This is a genomic window from Agrobacterium sp. ICMP 6402 (assembly GCF_009498615.1).
Lineage (GTDB): Bacteria > Pseudomonadota > Alphaproteobacteria > Rhizobiales > Rhizobiaceae > Agrobacterium > Agrobacterium burrii.
Map to the genome: position 1 here is coordinate 1 of NZ_QSNV01000017.1, position 14,034 is coordinate 14,034.

General features: G+C 58.1%; 13 protein-coding genes. All 13 read right to left on the reverse strand.

What is annotated here, in order from left to right; translation table 11 throughout:
* A partial coding sequence (locus tag DXT96_RS25850; protein WP_194287748.1) for a type VI immunity family protein occupies nt 1–786 on the reverse strand: 786 nt, incomplete at its 3' end.
* A 9-nt stretch (nt 787–795) separates the two neighbouring features.
* On the reverse strand, nt 796–1,788 hold the full coding sequence (locus tag DXT96_RS25855; RefSeq protein WP_153517065.1) for a type VI immunity family protein: 993 nt from the start codon (nt 1,786–1,788) through the stop codon (nt 796–798).
* 8 nt (nt 1,789–1,796) lie between these two features.
* Nucleotides 1,797–2,918: a DUF4150 domain-containing protein gene (locus tag DXT96_RS25860; RefSeq protein ID WP_153517066.1), complete on the reverse strand. Its 1,122-nt coding sequence runs from the start codon at nt 2,916–2,918 to the stop codon at nt 1,797–1,799.
* The gene (locus tag DXT96_RS25865) at nt 2,915–3,982 is read right to left on the reverse strand and encodes a hypothetical protein (RefSeq protein WP_153517067.1); all 1,068 of its coding nucleotides are present in this window, start codon (nt 3,980–3,982) and stop codon (nt 2,915–2,917) included. The genes DXT96_RS25860 and DXT96_RS25865 overlap by 4 nt, the downstream gene beginning before the upstream one ends.
* Entirely contained in the window at nt 3,979–5,004 is a 1,026-nt protein-coding gene (locus DXT96_RS25870; protein ID WP_153517068.1) for a DUF2169 domain-containing protein, read from the reverse strand. The genes DXT96_RS25865 and DXT96_RS25870 overlap by 4 nt, the downstream gene beginning before the upstream one ends.
* A 5-nt stretch (nt 5,005–5,009) precedes the next feature.
* Entirely contained in the window at nt 5,010–5,258 is a 249-nt protein-coding gene (locus tag DXT96_RS25875; RefSeq protein WP_153517069.1) for a hypothetical protein, read from the reverse strand.
* Nucleotides 5,259–5,340: 82 nt separating this feature from the next.
* Nucleotides 5,341–6,504, reverse strand: a complete 1,164-nt coding sequence (locus DXT96_RS25880; RefSeq protein WP_153517070.1) for a hypothetical protein — start codon at nt 6,502–6,504, stop codon at nt 5,341–5,343.
* A gap of 16 nt (nt 6,505–6,520) precedes the next feature.
* The gene (locus DXT96_RS25885) at nt 6,521–7,672 is read right to left on the reverse strand and encodes a hypothetical protein (RefSeq protein ID WP_153517071.1); all 1,152 of its coding nucleotides are present in this window, start codon (nt 7,670–7,672) and stop codon (nt 6,521–6,523) included.
* A gap of 9 nt (nt 7,673–7,681) precedes the next feature.
* Nucleotides 7,682–9,796: a type VI secretion system tip protein TssI/VgrG gene (tssI, locus tag DXT96_RS25890; RefSeq protein WP_153517072.1), complete on the reverse strand. Its 2,115-nt coding sequence runs from the start codon at nt 9,794–9,796 to the stop codon at nt 7,682–7,684.
* 14 nt (nt 9,797–9,810) lie between these two features.
* Entirely contained in the window at nt 9,811–10,311 is a 501-nt protein-coding gene (locus DXT96_RS25895) for a type VI secretion system amidase effector protein Tae4 (protein WP_153517073.1), read from the reverse strand.
* Between the two features lie 11 nt (nt 10,312–10,322).
* The gene (locus DXT96_RS25900) at nt 10,323–10,712 is read right to left on the reverse strand and encodes a Rap1a/Tai family immunity protein (protein ID WP_153517074.1); all 390 of its coding nucleotides are present in this window, start codon (nt 10,710–10,712) and stop codon (nt 10,323–10,325) included.
* Between the two features lie 101 nt (nt 10,713–10,813).
* Nucleotides 10,814–11,290: an Hcp family type VI secretion system effector gene (locus tag DXT96_RS25905; protein ID WP_046801021.1), complete on the reverse strand. Its 477-nt coding sequence runs from the start codon at nt 11,288–11,290 to the stop codon at nt 10,814–10,816.
* Nucleotides 11,291–11,347: 57 nt separating this feature from the next.
* Nucleotides 11,348–14,011: a type VI secretion system ATPase TssH gene (gene tssH / locus DXT96_RS25910; RefSeq protein WP_153517075.1), complete on the reverse strand. Its 2,664-nt coding sequence runs from the start codon at nt 14,009–14,011 to the stop codon at nt 11,348–11,350.
* Between the last annotated feature and the right edge of the window lie 23 nt (nt 14,012–14,034).

Genomic DNA, 14,034 nt, shown 5'->3' on the forward strand with positions numbered 1-14,034 from the left:
ACCCTCATAGGGATGGAGGACGATCTCTTCTCCGAGCACCTCTCTCGCCTTCTCAAGACCACCGACGCGCTCAAGCAGTTCATCATTGACGGCTGTCAGCCAGTTCACGTCACGGATCACATCGGTGCGGCGCAATATTTCCAGGGTGAAATTACTGCCATCTTCGTAAAGGAGGCCCGGAAACCGACGAAACAGAGGATATGCTTTTTCAGTCGCACCCGCCGCATAGGAATAGAAAAAAAGCGACATTCCCGAAACGGCATAAAAAACCCGGAGATCACGGCAGGCGTCAACGAAGAGGCGAACCACGCCAGTTGGGTCGCGTGATAATTCCGATAACCGCGTCTGATGCATCAAGCGCCCATTGCCGCCGCGATAGCCGGCGCTCGGGAGAAGGACAGTAAAATAGTCGTGAACCGGATCGGTCGAACGCAGCGCCTGTTTTGGCATATGCCTGATATAGAAGCTCGCGGTCTCCCCCTCGTCAAAATACTCGTCTTTTGACAGATTTTGCGCAACGTCTTCCCGTGACGAGATGCGACGTACACACTCGTTAAAGGACAACAAATTTGTGTTGCCCTCCGCTAGGTCGTAGTAACTTAGCGCCAGATCGGCCATTGCTTGGCGTGTACGCCGTGTTTCACCACCCGCAAAATAGAACCCCGATGTCAGCCCGAACAACCATTGGATGGCATTGCCGGGCGGCAGGCCGATTTCATCCAGTTTTTCGAGCTCATCGCGCTCTTCGAGGATCGCCATCGTGGCGATGAGTTCGTCTATATCCAAGAAACCACCCTAGCGCTCTACACCATCAAACCGGCGCGTCCACCATTCGGTGTACTCCATCTTATCGACATCATGTGGCGCTCTAAGATAGGCGCGCTCCCAGTTCTCATAACGCAGGGGCTTGAGGAAATCATTGACCGCACGATATGCCAAGGGCACCCGCCCCTTGTTCAAGTCGCCAAGCACAGGCCGTTCACCCGCCTGGAAAACGACGCCACCCTCATAGGGGTGGAGGACGACCTCGTCTCCCAGCACTTCTCTCGCCTTGTCAAGACCACCGGCGCGCGCGAGCAGCTCATCGTTGACGGCTGTCAGCCAGTTCACGTCGCGGATAGTGTCCGTCCTGTCTCGTATGGCCAATCCGAAACGTGCCCCATCCTCGTAAAGCAGCCCGGGAAACCTGCGAAACAGAGGATAGGCTTTTGCCGTTGCGCCCGACGCATAGGAATAGAAAAAGAGCGACAAACCCGAGACCGCGTAGAAAACCCGCAGATCGCGGCAGGCGTCAACAAAAAAACGGATCACGCTATCCGGATCGCGCGACAGCGCCGATAGCCTCGTCTGGCACATGAGGTGTCCATTGCCACCACGATAACCGGCGCCGGGAAGAAGGGTGGTGAAGTAGTCGTGAACCGGATCGGTCGAACGCAACGCCTGTTTTGGCATATGCCTTATGTAAAAACTCGCCGTCTCCTTCTCGTCGTAATATTCACCTTGCGACAGGTATTCCTCGATCTGTTTTCCCGCCGAAAGACGGCGTGTCCGCTCATTAAACGACAATAAATTGGTGTTTCCCTCCACGAGATCGTAATAACGCACTGCCAAACCGAGCATGGCTTGGCGTGTTTGGCGCGTTTCTCCGTCGGCAAAATAGAACCCTGATGTCAGCCCAAACAGCCATTGGATGGCATTGCCGGGCGGCAAACCGATTTCATCCAGTTTTTCAAGTTCACCGCGCTCTTCGAGGATCGCCATCGTGGTGATGAGTTCGTTTAAATTCATGATATATCCTACTTTATCGGTATCGGGCGACCGGGGAACCGACGACCGGGTAAGGGCAGCCAGATCGGATTCTCAAGACCTTTCCGAAGTTCGCGCCACAGCCTCTCAGCTTCCCATTGCCGCTCCTGTTCGCGCTGCCTTACAGCTTCCTCACAATTGTCGCACTCGTCCAGCACGACAAACTCACTGTATTCAGCGCCGTGCCGGTCAGCGATATCTTCATATGCTCTGGCCTTCGCCGCATCGTTTGGAAACTTGTCCCCCGGAAACTTCATATCATACATGTGGGTCATCTGGCCGTTCTCGACTTTCACCACATCCAGCCAGCGGGAGCCACGCACGTTGAACCATCGCGTGCCGCCCCAGGGCGCCCGACGGGGAACCTTCGGAATGTCGTGTTCCTCTCCCTGCAGAATGATATTGCCGGGCGGTTTATCCGGGAATGTATTGTTCGGATTGTTCGGGTCCCAGAATCCAAGCTCGGAAACATAGCCGTAGTTCGTGCGCGGATCTCCCACGGGCATGCTGCTGCCAAGAACAGTGTTTGGATATTGCGCCTGGATCGTTGCGTCGACACAGCGCTGATAGCGCCCGGGGCTCGACTCGTCGTCGCGCGGCAAAACCTGATCGATCCATTCAAGACCCTCGGTGACGCTGTTTCTCGGACGATGCAGCGCATAACAGCGGCAGCCCACTTCACACAGGTAACGCTCAGGATCACCTTCGGGCAGATCGGTTTTGTAACCTCCGACCGATACGGTGTTGCCCTTGTTGAGGAGCATCTTGTCGGTAAGGCGCGTCACTGCGCGGCCTTGCATGAAGACGTTGGGGGACCAGGAAAGGAAGGTGGCCTGATGCAGATGCGTGCCGGATTTGATCCCGCCGGACGAACCGGGTTCATCGCCGATCGATTTGGCGAACCGGGAGCCGCGCACGCCATTCATCGCCCCGCCATGCGAGAACACCGTGGTCGTCCCGTCGGCAAGATCGCGGGCAAATGCGGTATTCGTGTATGGCACGGGCACAGGCTTGGGCGGGGTCAGGCAAACATCCGGCAAGGTCGAGCGGACGTAGCCACTGGAGTTTTTGTGGCAGAGCGTAATCCCGTTGATGCGAATTGTTTCCTTCATGCGTCTACCCTACCGGTTTTCATGTCGCGCTGGACGCTCTCCACAATTGTTGCCGCTCTCAGCCCGTCGCGGGAACTGGCCGACAGAAGACTGTAGCGAAACTCTTCGCCGTCCGGTTCGGCATTTTCCCTGCGCGATCCCGGCGCCGGCGCAAGTGCAAGAGCGGCCATCACAAGCCCGCTTGCCGCCCCGAGGTCACCGAGCTGAAGCGCCGGGATTTCCGCCCTGTCGGCCAGCTCGGCCATTTCCGCGGCATTGGTTGTGATCGCATAGCCAAATTCCTCAGCGCGTACGCGATCGCCATTGAGATCGACAATAAAGCGATCAGGAGAAAAGCCTCCTTCGAGGAGCATCCCATAACAGCTCGCAAGGGCGCGACCCATCAATCCGCGCTCGGGATCAATCGGGCTTTCAGGCTCTTCCATGGTAGAAAGGCGCGCAATTCGACCGAGCCGCACATCATTTTCCGGCCCAAGTGCCAACACGGCCGCAGCTTCGCCGGGAACCATGCCGTAGGGGTTGTCTCGTGTCAGCAGTTCACCGTGATAGGCCAGACTGTCGAGCATGTCTGAGTGGATATAACTGTCAACGACGGCAACGAGAACAATTCTCCCCGTTCTCCTCACGATTTCCGGACAATCCCTGCCAACAAGCTGCAGGCTTTCAGCCTGTCCGCCGAAGGAAACGGAGAGGCTCGTCACCTGCGGCAGAGGGGCCTGGTGGAGCCTGGCATTAAAGTCCTCGGCGACAGGTCCGCCTTCCATCCAATAGGGCAGCAGCAGAAGCATCGCATAGTCGGCGCTTTCCTGTCCGCGCTTCGTCAGCTGCGCAACGCAATCGGCAAGCGCGCAGGCAAGTAATTTTCGCAGCCGCTCGACATAGTCCCGCTCTTCCGTCAACGGAAAGACCGCCGCAAGGGTTGGTGGTCGCCCGTCCGCCATCACCAGGCTGCGGTCCTTCTCGGTGAATCTTTCGCCGCTCGAATAGGCGGCAATTGCCGTTTCAAAGTCTTTGCCCGCCGGACACGTCAGGCCGGCCGCCAGGATTGAAACCGCCGCTCTCATGCGACAACTCCGGCCATCTGCCTTAGTCGGAGAAAAGAGACCTCGACATCCTGGTCGCGCCCGGCACATGGCACATGGGCATTCCATACCAGATCCACGAGACGCTCATCGCCAGTGATCTCCACCTGAACGAGCCTGAACCTGTGCGTCAGCGTCTTTCCGGCAATACGCGTATCAGCTTCGAGGATACATTGCGGCAGGCGAAATGCATAACCGCCTTCCGGATGAAGCCCTTCCAGTCGTACCGGCTCACCGCCGCGCAACTCGCCGGAATAGATTTGATCGATCGGCGCGGTCTGGTGGAAATTTTCGGAGAAATCCGAGGGCAAAAGCGGCGACCTGTTTTTAATCCAAGCGTCATCATAGGTGCCAGCGTGGATACGCCGTGCTGCCCAGGCAGGCTGAATCGCGCCAAACCCGACTGGCTGCGAAAGCGGCCGACCTGGTTCGAAGACATCCGCAGGGGCTGCAATCTGGGGCATATCTAGTTCCGCGCCCTCCGGCGCGCGATCGAAATGACCCGACCAGCCCAAGCCGATCGGATTGGCGTCGCACTCGGCGCCCTCATCGTCGGCAAAGGGATCCTTCCCGCCCAATGACCGCGTCCATGACAGTTCGGTGCGAGCGACGCGATCCTTCTCGGCAATCTCCCAGCCACGCCTTTTTTTGACCATGCACCCTCTGCCCGTAACGACGGCCTGCTTGGTCAATGTACCGACACCAACGGTGACGTCGATACGGTCCACTGGCTGCTCGTCAGGCGCAACAGCTGAGCCATGAACGAGAATATCGGCAGCGGGCCTGAAAGGGGCGAAATCGGCATCTGCAACAAGCTCGCGTGCCTCTGCATCACGGTAGACGGGAGAGAGCCGGATGGGCTGCGGCTCAAGCAGGTCGGTCATGCCGTCCGGACGCGCGCGAAATCGTCCGCGCACCGCGACACACCAATATTCCTTTCCATCGCGGTCGCGAATGAAATAGCCGTCCGCGGAGAAAGGCGTGTTGTTGCTGACTGCCCACATGCCGGTCAGTTCAGGTCAATATAGGCGGCGTCCAGCGCGATGTTCTGGCGAGCCGTCTGGATAATTTTCTTGCCTTCCACCCTGACGACCCCATCAGAGCCCAACGTGATACGAGCCTCGCCGTTGCGGATCGTCATCGTCCCGGAACCGTCGAACTCGATCATCGCCGCAAGCTTCAGCAGCTTACCCCAGGCGTCCTCCGATAACGGGAGCATTTGTCCCAAGAGCACCTTGCGATCAGGGATTTGGTTCATATCGTGCGAACTCCTCTCAAAAATGATCCAGGTGGAAGGCCGTTCAAAAAATGTCCGGCTGTTCTGTTAAAACCTCAGCGGCTCATTTCAGTTGGTCCACCAAACCGTCGCCGATGACACGAGTGACGAAGTCCGTATGGATCATCGTTGCAACATCCGTCGGCGCAGCAGGGAACGCCGTCACCGAAGCAACCGCAGCAACAATGCCCTTCTTGACGTTCAATACGGTCTTGGCGCGTATCTTCTGGCCGCTGCCTTGCAGGGTGACGATATCGATGAAGCCTCGATCAACGTCACCGACTTTCTCATCCGGAACGAAAGTCACGTCCTGATCCAACTTATAGCCCACATCCGGCATCAAGTTCTGCAGCTCGATTTCCACCACTTTCGCGGCGAGCTGTCGCAGTTGTTCGTCAGTAGGCGATAGGTCCGACTTAGGTGTTGGGAAGATAAACAGCGATACGGCAGCGTTTCCGTCAGGATCATTGGAATTTGTGAACATCGCCCCGGTATAGGACGGATTGGGATCGCTGTTCTGCGTCAGTTTCTTCCATCCGTCCGGCAGGCGTGCGGAATAAACGGTACCACCGCTGGATGGCAGCTCCTGCGAGTGCATCGAGCCATCAATGCTGTCAGTCAATTCGTTATCAAGCTTCAGAGCGCCGAAAAATTGTGCGATCTGGGGTTCGACGCGGGCAGCCTCCTCTTGCGCGTAGCCAGCGCGCACGATGAGCAGAGACTTGTCATCGCGCCGGACCGCAACCCTCTCACGGCGGTTGAATCCATTATCCGGCCCGAGGGCAAACACATCGCCAGCGTCGCGACCATATTCCTTCATCGCAGAGACCGAAGGCGCCCATTCTTTTGCAAAGAGCCGGGCGTAATCAACCCCACGCGCAACCTTTTCCGGTTTGATCTCCGCGGTGATTATCTGGATTTCAAAATGATCGCGATTGGCGGGATCATAGCCAATCGACTGCAGGGTGACGTTGTCGAAGGTTTCATACTTATCCCATTCGGACAGTGCCCGCTGCTCCTTGAACCACATAAAGCTATCGATCTTCACTGAGTGAAAGTTAAGATCCCTGGCTTCCTGAAATGTATATGGCTCCGACGCCTTCGCTGTGCTGTCGAGGGTCAAACGGCTTGTATAATCTTCAGCCATAACATCCAATCCAATTGCGGTCGTCATTAAAACCATCGCCGAAAAAGACAGTCGGCGCAGCACCAAAAATAGAGGCTTCAACGTTCGGTTCTCCGTATCATTTTCCCTGCCATCCCTTGATGAGGTCTGCGGCCTTATCAAGACCCGTCAGTCCGCCCGATACTTTCGCACCGCCGCCCAGGCCGAATCCAAGTTTTGCGCCAACTTCGGCGCGCGCCTTGCCATTTTTCACACCTGCTTCCACAGATGCCTCAGCCTGAGCCCCAACAGCTCCCTGCAGCTCACCGCCGAGACACACGCCAATATCCCATTTATCTTCGATGAGTTGGTTGTGCTCTTCAAACAGCCAGTTCCACGCTTTGATGACAGGATTGCCAACACGGCTCGGCGTCAGGCAGAGTTCTCCGTTGACTGAGCCCTCAATGACATTCGCCTTGGCGGCAAGTTTCAGTGTCCCCGTTACCTCTTCCGGGTTACCGACAAAAGCAACCTCACCCTCCACCTCTCCTTTCAGCACCGCGCCTTTCGCGGCTCCGGAGATGACCTGGTCCTTGAGAACTTCAACCTTGCCCTGAGCAGCGGCGGCACTGGCTTTTGCGCTCAATTTGGCGTCAATTCCGCCTTTGGTGATAGAGAACCCGGCCTTACCATCACCTTCTCGTGCCCCGAGCTTGTATTCTCCCGAAGCCCAATCCTTTGCCGGATCGCCAAAGCTGTCTCCAGCCACCTTCTTATCGTGTTTCCACCAGGTATATTCGGCAACCTGGAAATTGCGTTCCTTCCATTTACCCCGCCAGTCGGTGTCATGGGCGGTCTTTCCATCCGGGTTGCGGCGCGTGTAGCCCGAAGCAAGATACTCCCTGACGCCGCGTTGATATTTCTTGCCGATGCCGGCGTCCTTATAGTCCTGGCTTAGTTCACCAAACTTCCAAGCGCTGGCGCTTTCCTTGTTCTCGTTTTCACGCTCGTTCTGAGGAAGGAGTTTGTTTGCGCTGGACGACCGCCCGAAAAGCACGGTCTCATCGACAGCGGGTATGTATTCGCATAATCCGCCGTTGGAATTGAACGACGGCTGGGGAGCATCCGCGCGAAATGGCGGCGTGATCCCCGGAGACACCGGAAAAAACGGATGGCGCTTGAATGTCGACAGGTCGGTTTTCAACATGTCCAGGACATTGTCGTCGTCATATGCGGAAAAAGGCACCCCCAGCATACGAGACGGCGGCAATCCTGATGGTTTCTCAGCCATGGCCTACACTCAGTTCTGCGTAATCTGGTCGGCTTGGAAATGAATATGCTTGCCTTGAATCACGATATGCCCCTCGCGCGACATCGTCAGCATCGAATTCTCTCCTACTTTGATCGTCAATTGTTCGCCCACCCGGATGTTCATGATGCGCCCGATATCCGTGTCAGAGCGCCCCCGAACGATGACACTGTGAGCTTTGCCGACCGTTGTTTGATAGGTGTGTCCAACAACGGTTGATTTGGCCCCGCCGACAACCTCCGAGGAACCAATACCGACGACCTGCGAGTGATTTTTCTCGACGAAAAGCTGGAAATTCCCTTTTGCGAAATTGAAAGGGTCCGGAATTTTGAGTTTACCCAATGCCGCGCCAACCTTGTCGAAAACAAGCTTCGTCTTGTCTCTCAAAAGGTTTGACAAGGCATTCTCGCCTACCGCAATCGACATATTGCCCGCGATAACCTCATCATGATCGCCACCAACTTCCGTCGATTTATCGTTGGCCACGAGTTCCGATTTGTCGTGCCCCACGCGCTTGGAATAATCATTTAGAATTTCAAAGTTTGTATCCTTTTGAGCGTGCAGAAATACCTCTTCCTGCTCTGCTTCATCCTCAAACCGCAGTTCATTAAATCCAGCCCCCTTGTGTGTATTGGTCCTGAAAGTGCTCCGCGTCTTATTTGCCGGTAACTCATAGGGCACCGTCTGGCGTGCATTCGGCACCACACCCGTCACCAGCGGACGGTCGGGATCGCCGTCCACGAAGGCGACCATCACTTCCATGCCGATGCGGGGAATGATCTGGCCGCCCCAGGTGGAGCCGGCCCAGTTCTGCGCCACCCGCACCCAGCACGTATCGGTTCCATCCTTCTTCGCCTTGCGGTCCCAGGGAAACCACAGCTTGATACGGCCATATTGATCGGGATGGATTTCCTCGCCTTCCGGACCGGCGACGATCGCCACCTGCGTGCCTTCGATGCGCGGGCGTTTTGTTGACCGATGCGGTGTCAGCGGCACGCGGGCGGGGATCGCCTCGAAACTGTTGCGATATTCCGGCTCGTTGCCGTTTGTTTCATAGGAGAGGTCCACGATGTTGTGGCTCGCACGGATGATGACATGCTCTTCATACGCATGTTCGGGGTGGGCGACCTCGTATGGGGTAAAGCGGCGGCCCGCCTCCAGAGTGCGCGAGGTGGACGCGCCGAACACACGGTCATGATCAGCCTCGATCGACTGGGTGCGCAGTTTCTGCGCCCGCTCCGCCTCTTCCACCGTGCTGATCCGGGCCGGATATTCATAAAGCTCGCGCTTGGTCGCATCCGGCATCTGCACCAGCGATGGCGTCATCGTACCAGGCACCATGCCCGGCGTCTCGAAGTTCCAGTCGGCACCGGCCCGCTGGCCCGAAACGTAGGAAAAGCGCCGCGCCCAGTCATTGATGTGGTTGCGATCCGAAGACCCCTGCGCCAGACGCACCGTGCCCTCGCCCTGCGCCGAAGCAGACGGGGCAAGCCAGCCGCTGGCGCTGTCGGCCACATGCAGCTTGTGGGAACCATCCTCATGGGCAAACCAGTAGAACAGCCCGTCCTCTTCGAAACGACGGGTGAGATAATCCAGGTCGGTCTCGTTGAATTGCACGCTGTAATGCTGTGCCGGCGGCGGCGAGATGATACCTGATGTATCGGGAGCGGGAATGCCGTGTTCGGAAAACAGCGTCTCGACGATCTCGATCGCGGTCTTGTCCATCCAGATACGGCAATCGGAACGGCGCGACAAAAGCCACATTTGCGGCCGGATGGTCAGCGCATAGGAGCGCAGCCCGCGGGTGATCGGCGGTCCCTCATGTAGTTCGGTCACCAGGCCGTTGAAGGGGCGGCGGGTACCGCCGCCGTCTTCACCATCTCCCTGACTTACCTCCACCGAGACATCAACCAGCCGTCCGATCAGTTCTTCGGGCTTGACCGCGTCTTTCTTTGCCCGCACCGTCAGGCGGATATCGAAGAGTTGCGACACGCCCTCGTCGACCGACAGACGCTCCGGCAGCAACTGATCCTCGCCGAGCGGAGACTTGACCTTGAGAACGCGGCTGGCCTGAACGAAATCAGCAGATGAAGGTTGATCGGTCATGAGACACTCCTGAATCAGGATACGCGACCGGCCTGCAGGGGCCAGAACCAGATCGTTTCCGAATTATAGTAGCAAGCCGATGCGCATTGCGCGGCCTCCGCACCACCTCGCACGAGGTCGATATGACCGCCGCCGCTGTAGCCCGGAATGGTGTTGAATGCGACGACGCCGTTGCGTGCACCGATACCGGTTCGCGCCGTTGCCGGCGTAAAGGGCTCATGCTCGCCGAGATAGCCGGTCCTTCTCAGCAAAGCGGCAAGGCGGCGCATGTTGACCTCGATGCCTTTTCCGGCATAGGCGCCCTTCTGGATGCGGTGCGAGGCGGGTACAATATTGATGCCCGATTTCACGAATGCGATGCTGATGCGGATCGCGCAGGTATTATGATAGTTCGGATTGCCGATATAATCTTCCCAGCCGATTTCGGTGAACAGATCACGCTGGCTGATATAGTTGGAATGCGAGGGTTCGCTGCTCGGATAATTGGCATAAAGAGTGTCAAAGTTAACGCGCATGGCTTATCCCACTAGTTACTTTTCGGCTCACAGGGAAAGGAGGACACAAGCGCCTCCCGCACGAGGATGGCTGCCTGTTCATCCAGTTTTTCCGCAGGGAGATCGCCGAGATAGGTGTAGATCCGGTCGGTGAGTTCATGAGGCGCCACGGTGCCTGCACCACACCAGTCCGATCCGCCTGTAAGGTCGGCCACACCGGCGATATAGGCGCTGGATTTGGCGACGGAAACCAGCCGCCGCATTTCCGGATCAGACACTTCCGGAGCGAGCTTGCCCTCGATTGCCTGCTTGAGTTCGGCACCGGAGAATATCCATGTCCGTTCCGCCGCCCCGGCCGGTGAGAAACCGGAAAGAGCCAGAACAAACGACATGGGAACAAGAAACGCATATTGGGAGCGCATGAAAAACCCGCTTCGTCCTGAGAAACATCACGACGTGAACTGCAAAACTGCAATGAAAATGGTCCGGTGCCGGCCGATACCGGCACCGGGTCGCGTGGCTATCAAGCGGCCTTGGTCGTCGCCAGATCGTAGGAAGCGATCATCGGAGACTGCGGCGAGTTGTTGTCGTCGAACGGCGTGTACTTCACTTCCATCTTGGTGAAGTTGAGCTTGATGGTCTCAACCGGACGGTCGCCGCTGGAATCCACCGAGTAGCTGGCGATAAGCGTATTCGTCAGCAGGTACTCGATATAGGTATTGCCGGGGTTGCCGGTGGTTACCATGTGGACTGTCGCCAGCTTGCCGGTACGGCCAGCGCAGGCTTCCTGGAAAAGCTTGGTGGAAGAAGAATCGCTAACCTTGGTCAGAATGACTTCCGAAATCGTCGGTTCTGATGCTTCGCGGTTTGCAGCAGAACCAGCAGAAGTGTTCATGTTGCGGGCGACGTTCCAGTGAATGGCTTCGATGTCCATCCACTTGCGGTGCTCTTCGTGCGTAGCGTCGCCCTGGATACCGTCAATCTGCAGATAAATTGGCATGCTGTAAGCTCCTGTAGCTGAAATGACCTCTTGCTTCGAGGCCGAGTTGCCCTTCGTCTAATGCCGCATGCGTCGGGTAGTCCCTTCCGACGCGGCAACTTCATCCATCCCAACCCCTTCGGTCGCGACGAATTCATTCTTTTCCCCAGCCGCTTCGGCACGAATGCCGAACCGATTTTCTTCAAAATCGACAACGACCTTTCCGACCCGTTCTCCCGCAACGACTTTCGCGAGGAAAAAGCTGGAGAGAGGCGGCAGGAGATCCTTGCCGATCATGATTTCGATGGCGCGCGCACCGATGTCGCTTGCGCCGGCGCGCGTCACCAATGCGTCGCGCGCTCCGTCAGACAAGGTCAGGTTAGCGCCGTATGTCGCCAGAACCCGCTCCCTGATCTTGTCAATCTGCATATCCACGATCCTCGCCAGCTGTTCCGCCCCGAGAGGCATGAAGGGCAGAATGATCGTGCGCCCAAGGAAGGCGGGCTTGAACTGTTTCGTCAGCTCCGGCATCAGCAGCGCTTCCAGCGCCTCGCCTTCCGGCATCGTATCGGGATCGGCGGAAAGTGCCGAAAGCAGGTCCGAGCCGGTATTGGCCGTCATGAAGATCGTGGTGTTCTTGAAATCGACATCGCGGCCCTCGCCGTCACGAAGCACACCCTTGTCGAATACCTGGTAGAAAATATCCTGGACGCCGGGATGAGCCTTGTCGATTTCATCGAGCAGCAGAACCCCGAACGGCCTGCGGCGCACCGCCTCCGTGAGCACGCCGCCTTCGCCGAAACCGACATAGCCGGGCGGCGAGCCAAGAAGCAGCGAAACCTTGTGCTCCTCCTTGAACTCCGACATGTTGATCGTCGTCAGGTGGCTGTTGCCGCCGTAGAGCAGGTCCGCCAGCGATAGCGCCGTCTCGGTCTTGCCCGTTCCGGACATGCCGACAAGGAAAAATACGGCGGGCGGGCGGCGCGGATCGGACAGCCCGGCACGGGCGGTGCGCATGGCGTCGGCAATCCGGCCGATTGCGGCATCCTGCCCGACGACCCGCTGCCGCATGCGATCATCCAGTGTGCGTGCGCTTTCGATCTGGTCCGCGAGAAGTTTGCCGAGTGGAATCCCCGTCCACCGAGAAACGACGGAGGCGATAGCGTCGCGGTCCACCACCGTCGGCACAAGTCTTTCCACATTTGCCGGCTGATCCTCACCGACGGGCCGCAGGCGCGATATGTTCGACGCGCCGGTCTCATCCGTCTGCTCTTCGCTGAGCGCGGCAAGTTCGGCCATTTCCGCATCGTAACGGCCACGCAGATCAACGATCCCGGTCTCAAGCCTTTCAAACTCGTCGCGTATCGACTGAATGCGGCCTTGCATGTCTTCATCCTTCGGTTCACGCAGAAGCCAGTTCAACTCGTCTGACAGAAGGCGTCGTTCGCTTTCCATGGCGCGCAGCCGCTCCGGCGGGGTCTGCCGCGCCAGCGAAACGGCAGCGGCAGCCGTGTCGAGAAGGCTTACAGCCTTGTCCGGCAATTGCCTTGCCGGCATGTAGCGCGCGGATAATTGCACCGCCGCGACGATCGCCTCGTCACGAACGGTGACGTTGTGATGGCTGACGAAAGTATCCGCCACACCCCGCAGCATCCGTATTGCGGTCGCCTCGTCGGGCTCGCGCACGTGCACGGGCTGGAAACGACGCGTCAGCGCCGCGTCCTTCTCGAAATATTTCTTGTATTCGCTCCAGGTCGTGGCCGCGACGGTCCGCACCTCGCCTCTTGCGAGGGCGGGCTTGAGGATATTGGCCGCATCGCCCTGGCCCGCCGCGCCGCCCGCACCGACAAGGCCATGCGCCTCGTCGATGAACAGGATGACGGGTTCTGCCGAGCGTTTTACCGCATCGATCACGCCGTGAAGACGCCGCTCAAACTCGCCCTTAACGCCGGCACCGGCCTGAAGCAGCGAAATATCAAGGTTCAGCAGGCGGACGTTGCGCAGTTTCTCCGGAACATTTCCCGACACGATCTCAAGCGCCAGCGCCTCCGCAACCGCGGTTTTGCCGACACCCGCCTCGCCCACCAGGATGGGGTTGTTCTGTCTGCGGCGCGTCAGAATATCAACGAGTTGGCGCAGCTCGTCATCGCGGCCGATCACCGGATCGACCTTGCCGTTCCGGGCATCGGCGGTCATGTCCTGAGTGTAAAGGCGCAGAAAGTCGTTCTGGCCGGCGGCCGGTCCCGAACTGGCGGGCGTGGCGGAAAAATCCCCGCCCTTTTTGTCGTCAACCGCACTGCGAAGGCGTTCGAGCGCTGCCCGATCCATCGCCTTCAAGGACGGGAATGCCGAACGGACGAAGGAGCGAAGTGAGGTTTCCTCATCCATCGCCAGCAGCAGGTCGCAAAGCGTCACCCGGTCACGTCCGGCCTCCAGCGAAGCCAGAACCCAGGCCTCCCGGCCCGCCGTCAGGATGTTCTGGGAGAGCGACAACGCCTCCCCATCGCCGATAATCGCCTCTTCGAGGCTGCGGCCGATTTCAGCCCGCAACACCGGAAGTAGAATTTTTAATTCCTCGAATGTTTCCGCATAGATACCGGCATCTACAACCGCCAGCAGCCAATGCGGGATATCCACGTACCTGTGCCCCATACGCACCGCAATGGAAGCCGCAGCTTCAAGGGTGACGCGCAGGTCAGGCTCAAGCGCTTCAACGAGGCGATTGATATCGATATGCGACATGCAATGAGCCTCCTGCCCCGGTC

Coding starts and splice junctions, on each gene's coding strand:
- DXT96_RS25855 (WP_153517065.1), bottom strand. CDS start 1,788: ATGAATTTAAACGAACTCATCACCACGATGGCGATCCTCGAAGAGCGC.
- DXT96_RS25860 (WP_153517066.1), bottom strand. CDS start 2,918: ATGAAGGAAACAATTCGCATCAACGGGATTACGCTCTGCCACAAAAAC.
- DXT96_RS25865 (WP_153517067.1), bottom strand. CDS start 3,982: ATGAGAGCGGCGGTTTCAATCCTGGCGGCCGGCCTGACGTGTCCGGCG.
- DXT96_RS25870 (WP_153517068.1), bottom strand. CDS start 5,004: ATGTGGGCAGTCAGCAACAACACGCCTTTCTCCGCGGACGGCTATTTC.
- DXT96_RS25875 (WP_153517069.1), bottom strand. CDS start 5,258: ATGAACCAAATCCCTGATCGCAAGGTGCTCTTGGGACAAATGCTCCCG.
- DXT96_RS25885 (WP_153517071.1), bottom strand. CDS start 7,672: ATGGCTGAGAAACCATCAGGATTGCCGCCGTCTCGTATGCTGGGGGTG.
- tssI (WP_153517072.1), bottom strand. CDS start 9,796: ATGACCGATCAACCTTCATCTGCTGATTTCGTTCAGGCCAGCCGCGTT.
- DXT96_RS25895 (WP_153517073.1), bottom strand. CDS start 10,311: ATGCGCGTTAACTTTGACACTCTTTATGCCAATTATCCGAGCAGCGAA.
- DXT96_RS25900 (WP_153517074.1), bottom strand. CDS start 10,712: ATGCGCTCCCAATATGCGTTTCTTGTTCCCATGTCGTTTGTTCTGGCT.
- DXT96_RS25905 (WP_046801021.1), bottom strand. CDS start 11,290: ATGCCAATTTATCTGCAGATTGACGGTATCCAGGGCGACGCTACGCAC.
- tssH (WP_153517075.1), bottom strand. CDS start 14,011: ATGTCGCATATCGATATCAATCGCCTCGTTGAAGCGCTTGAGCCTGAC.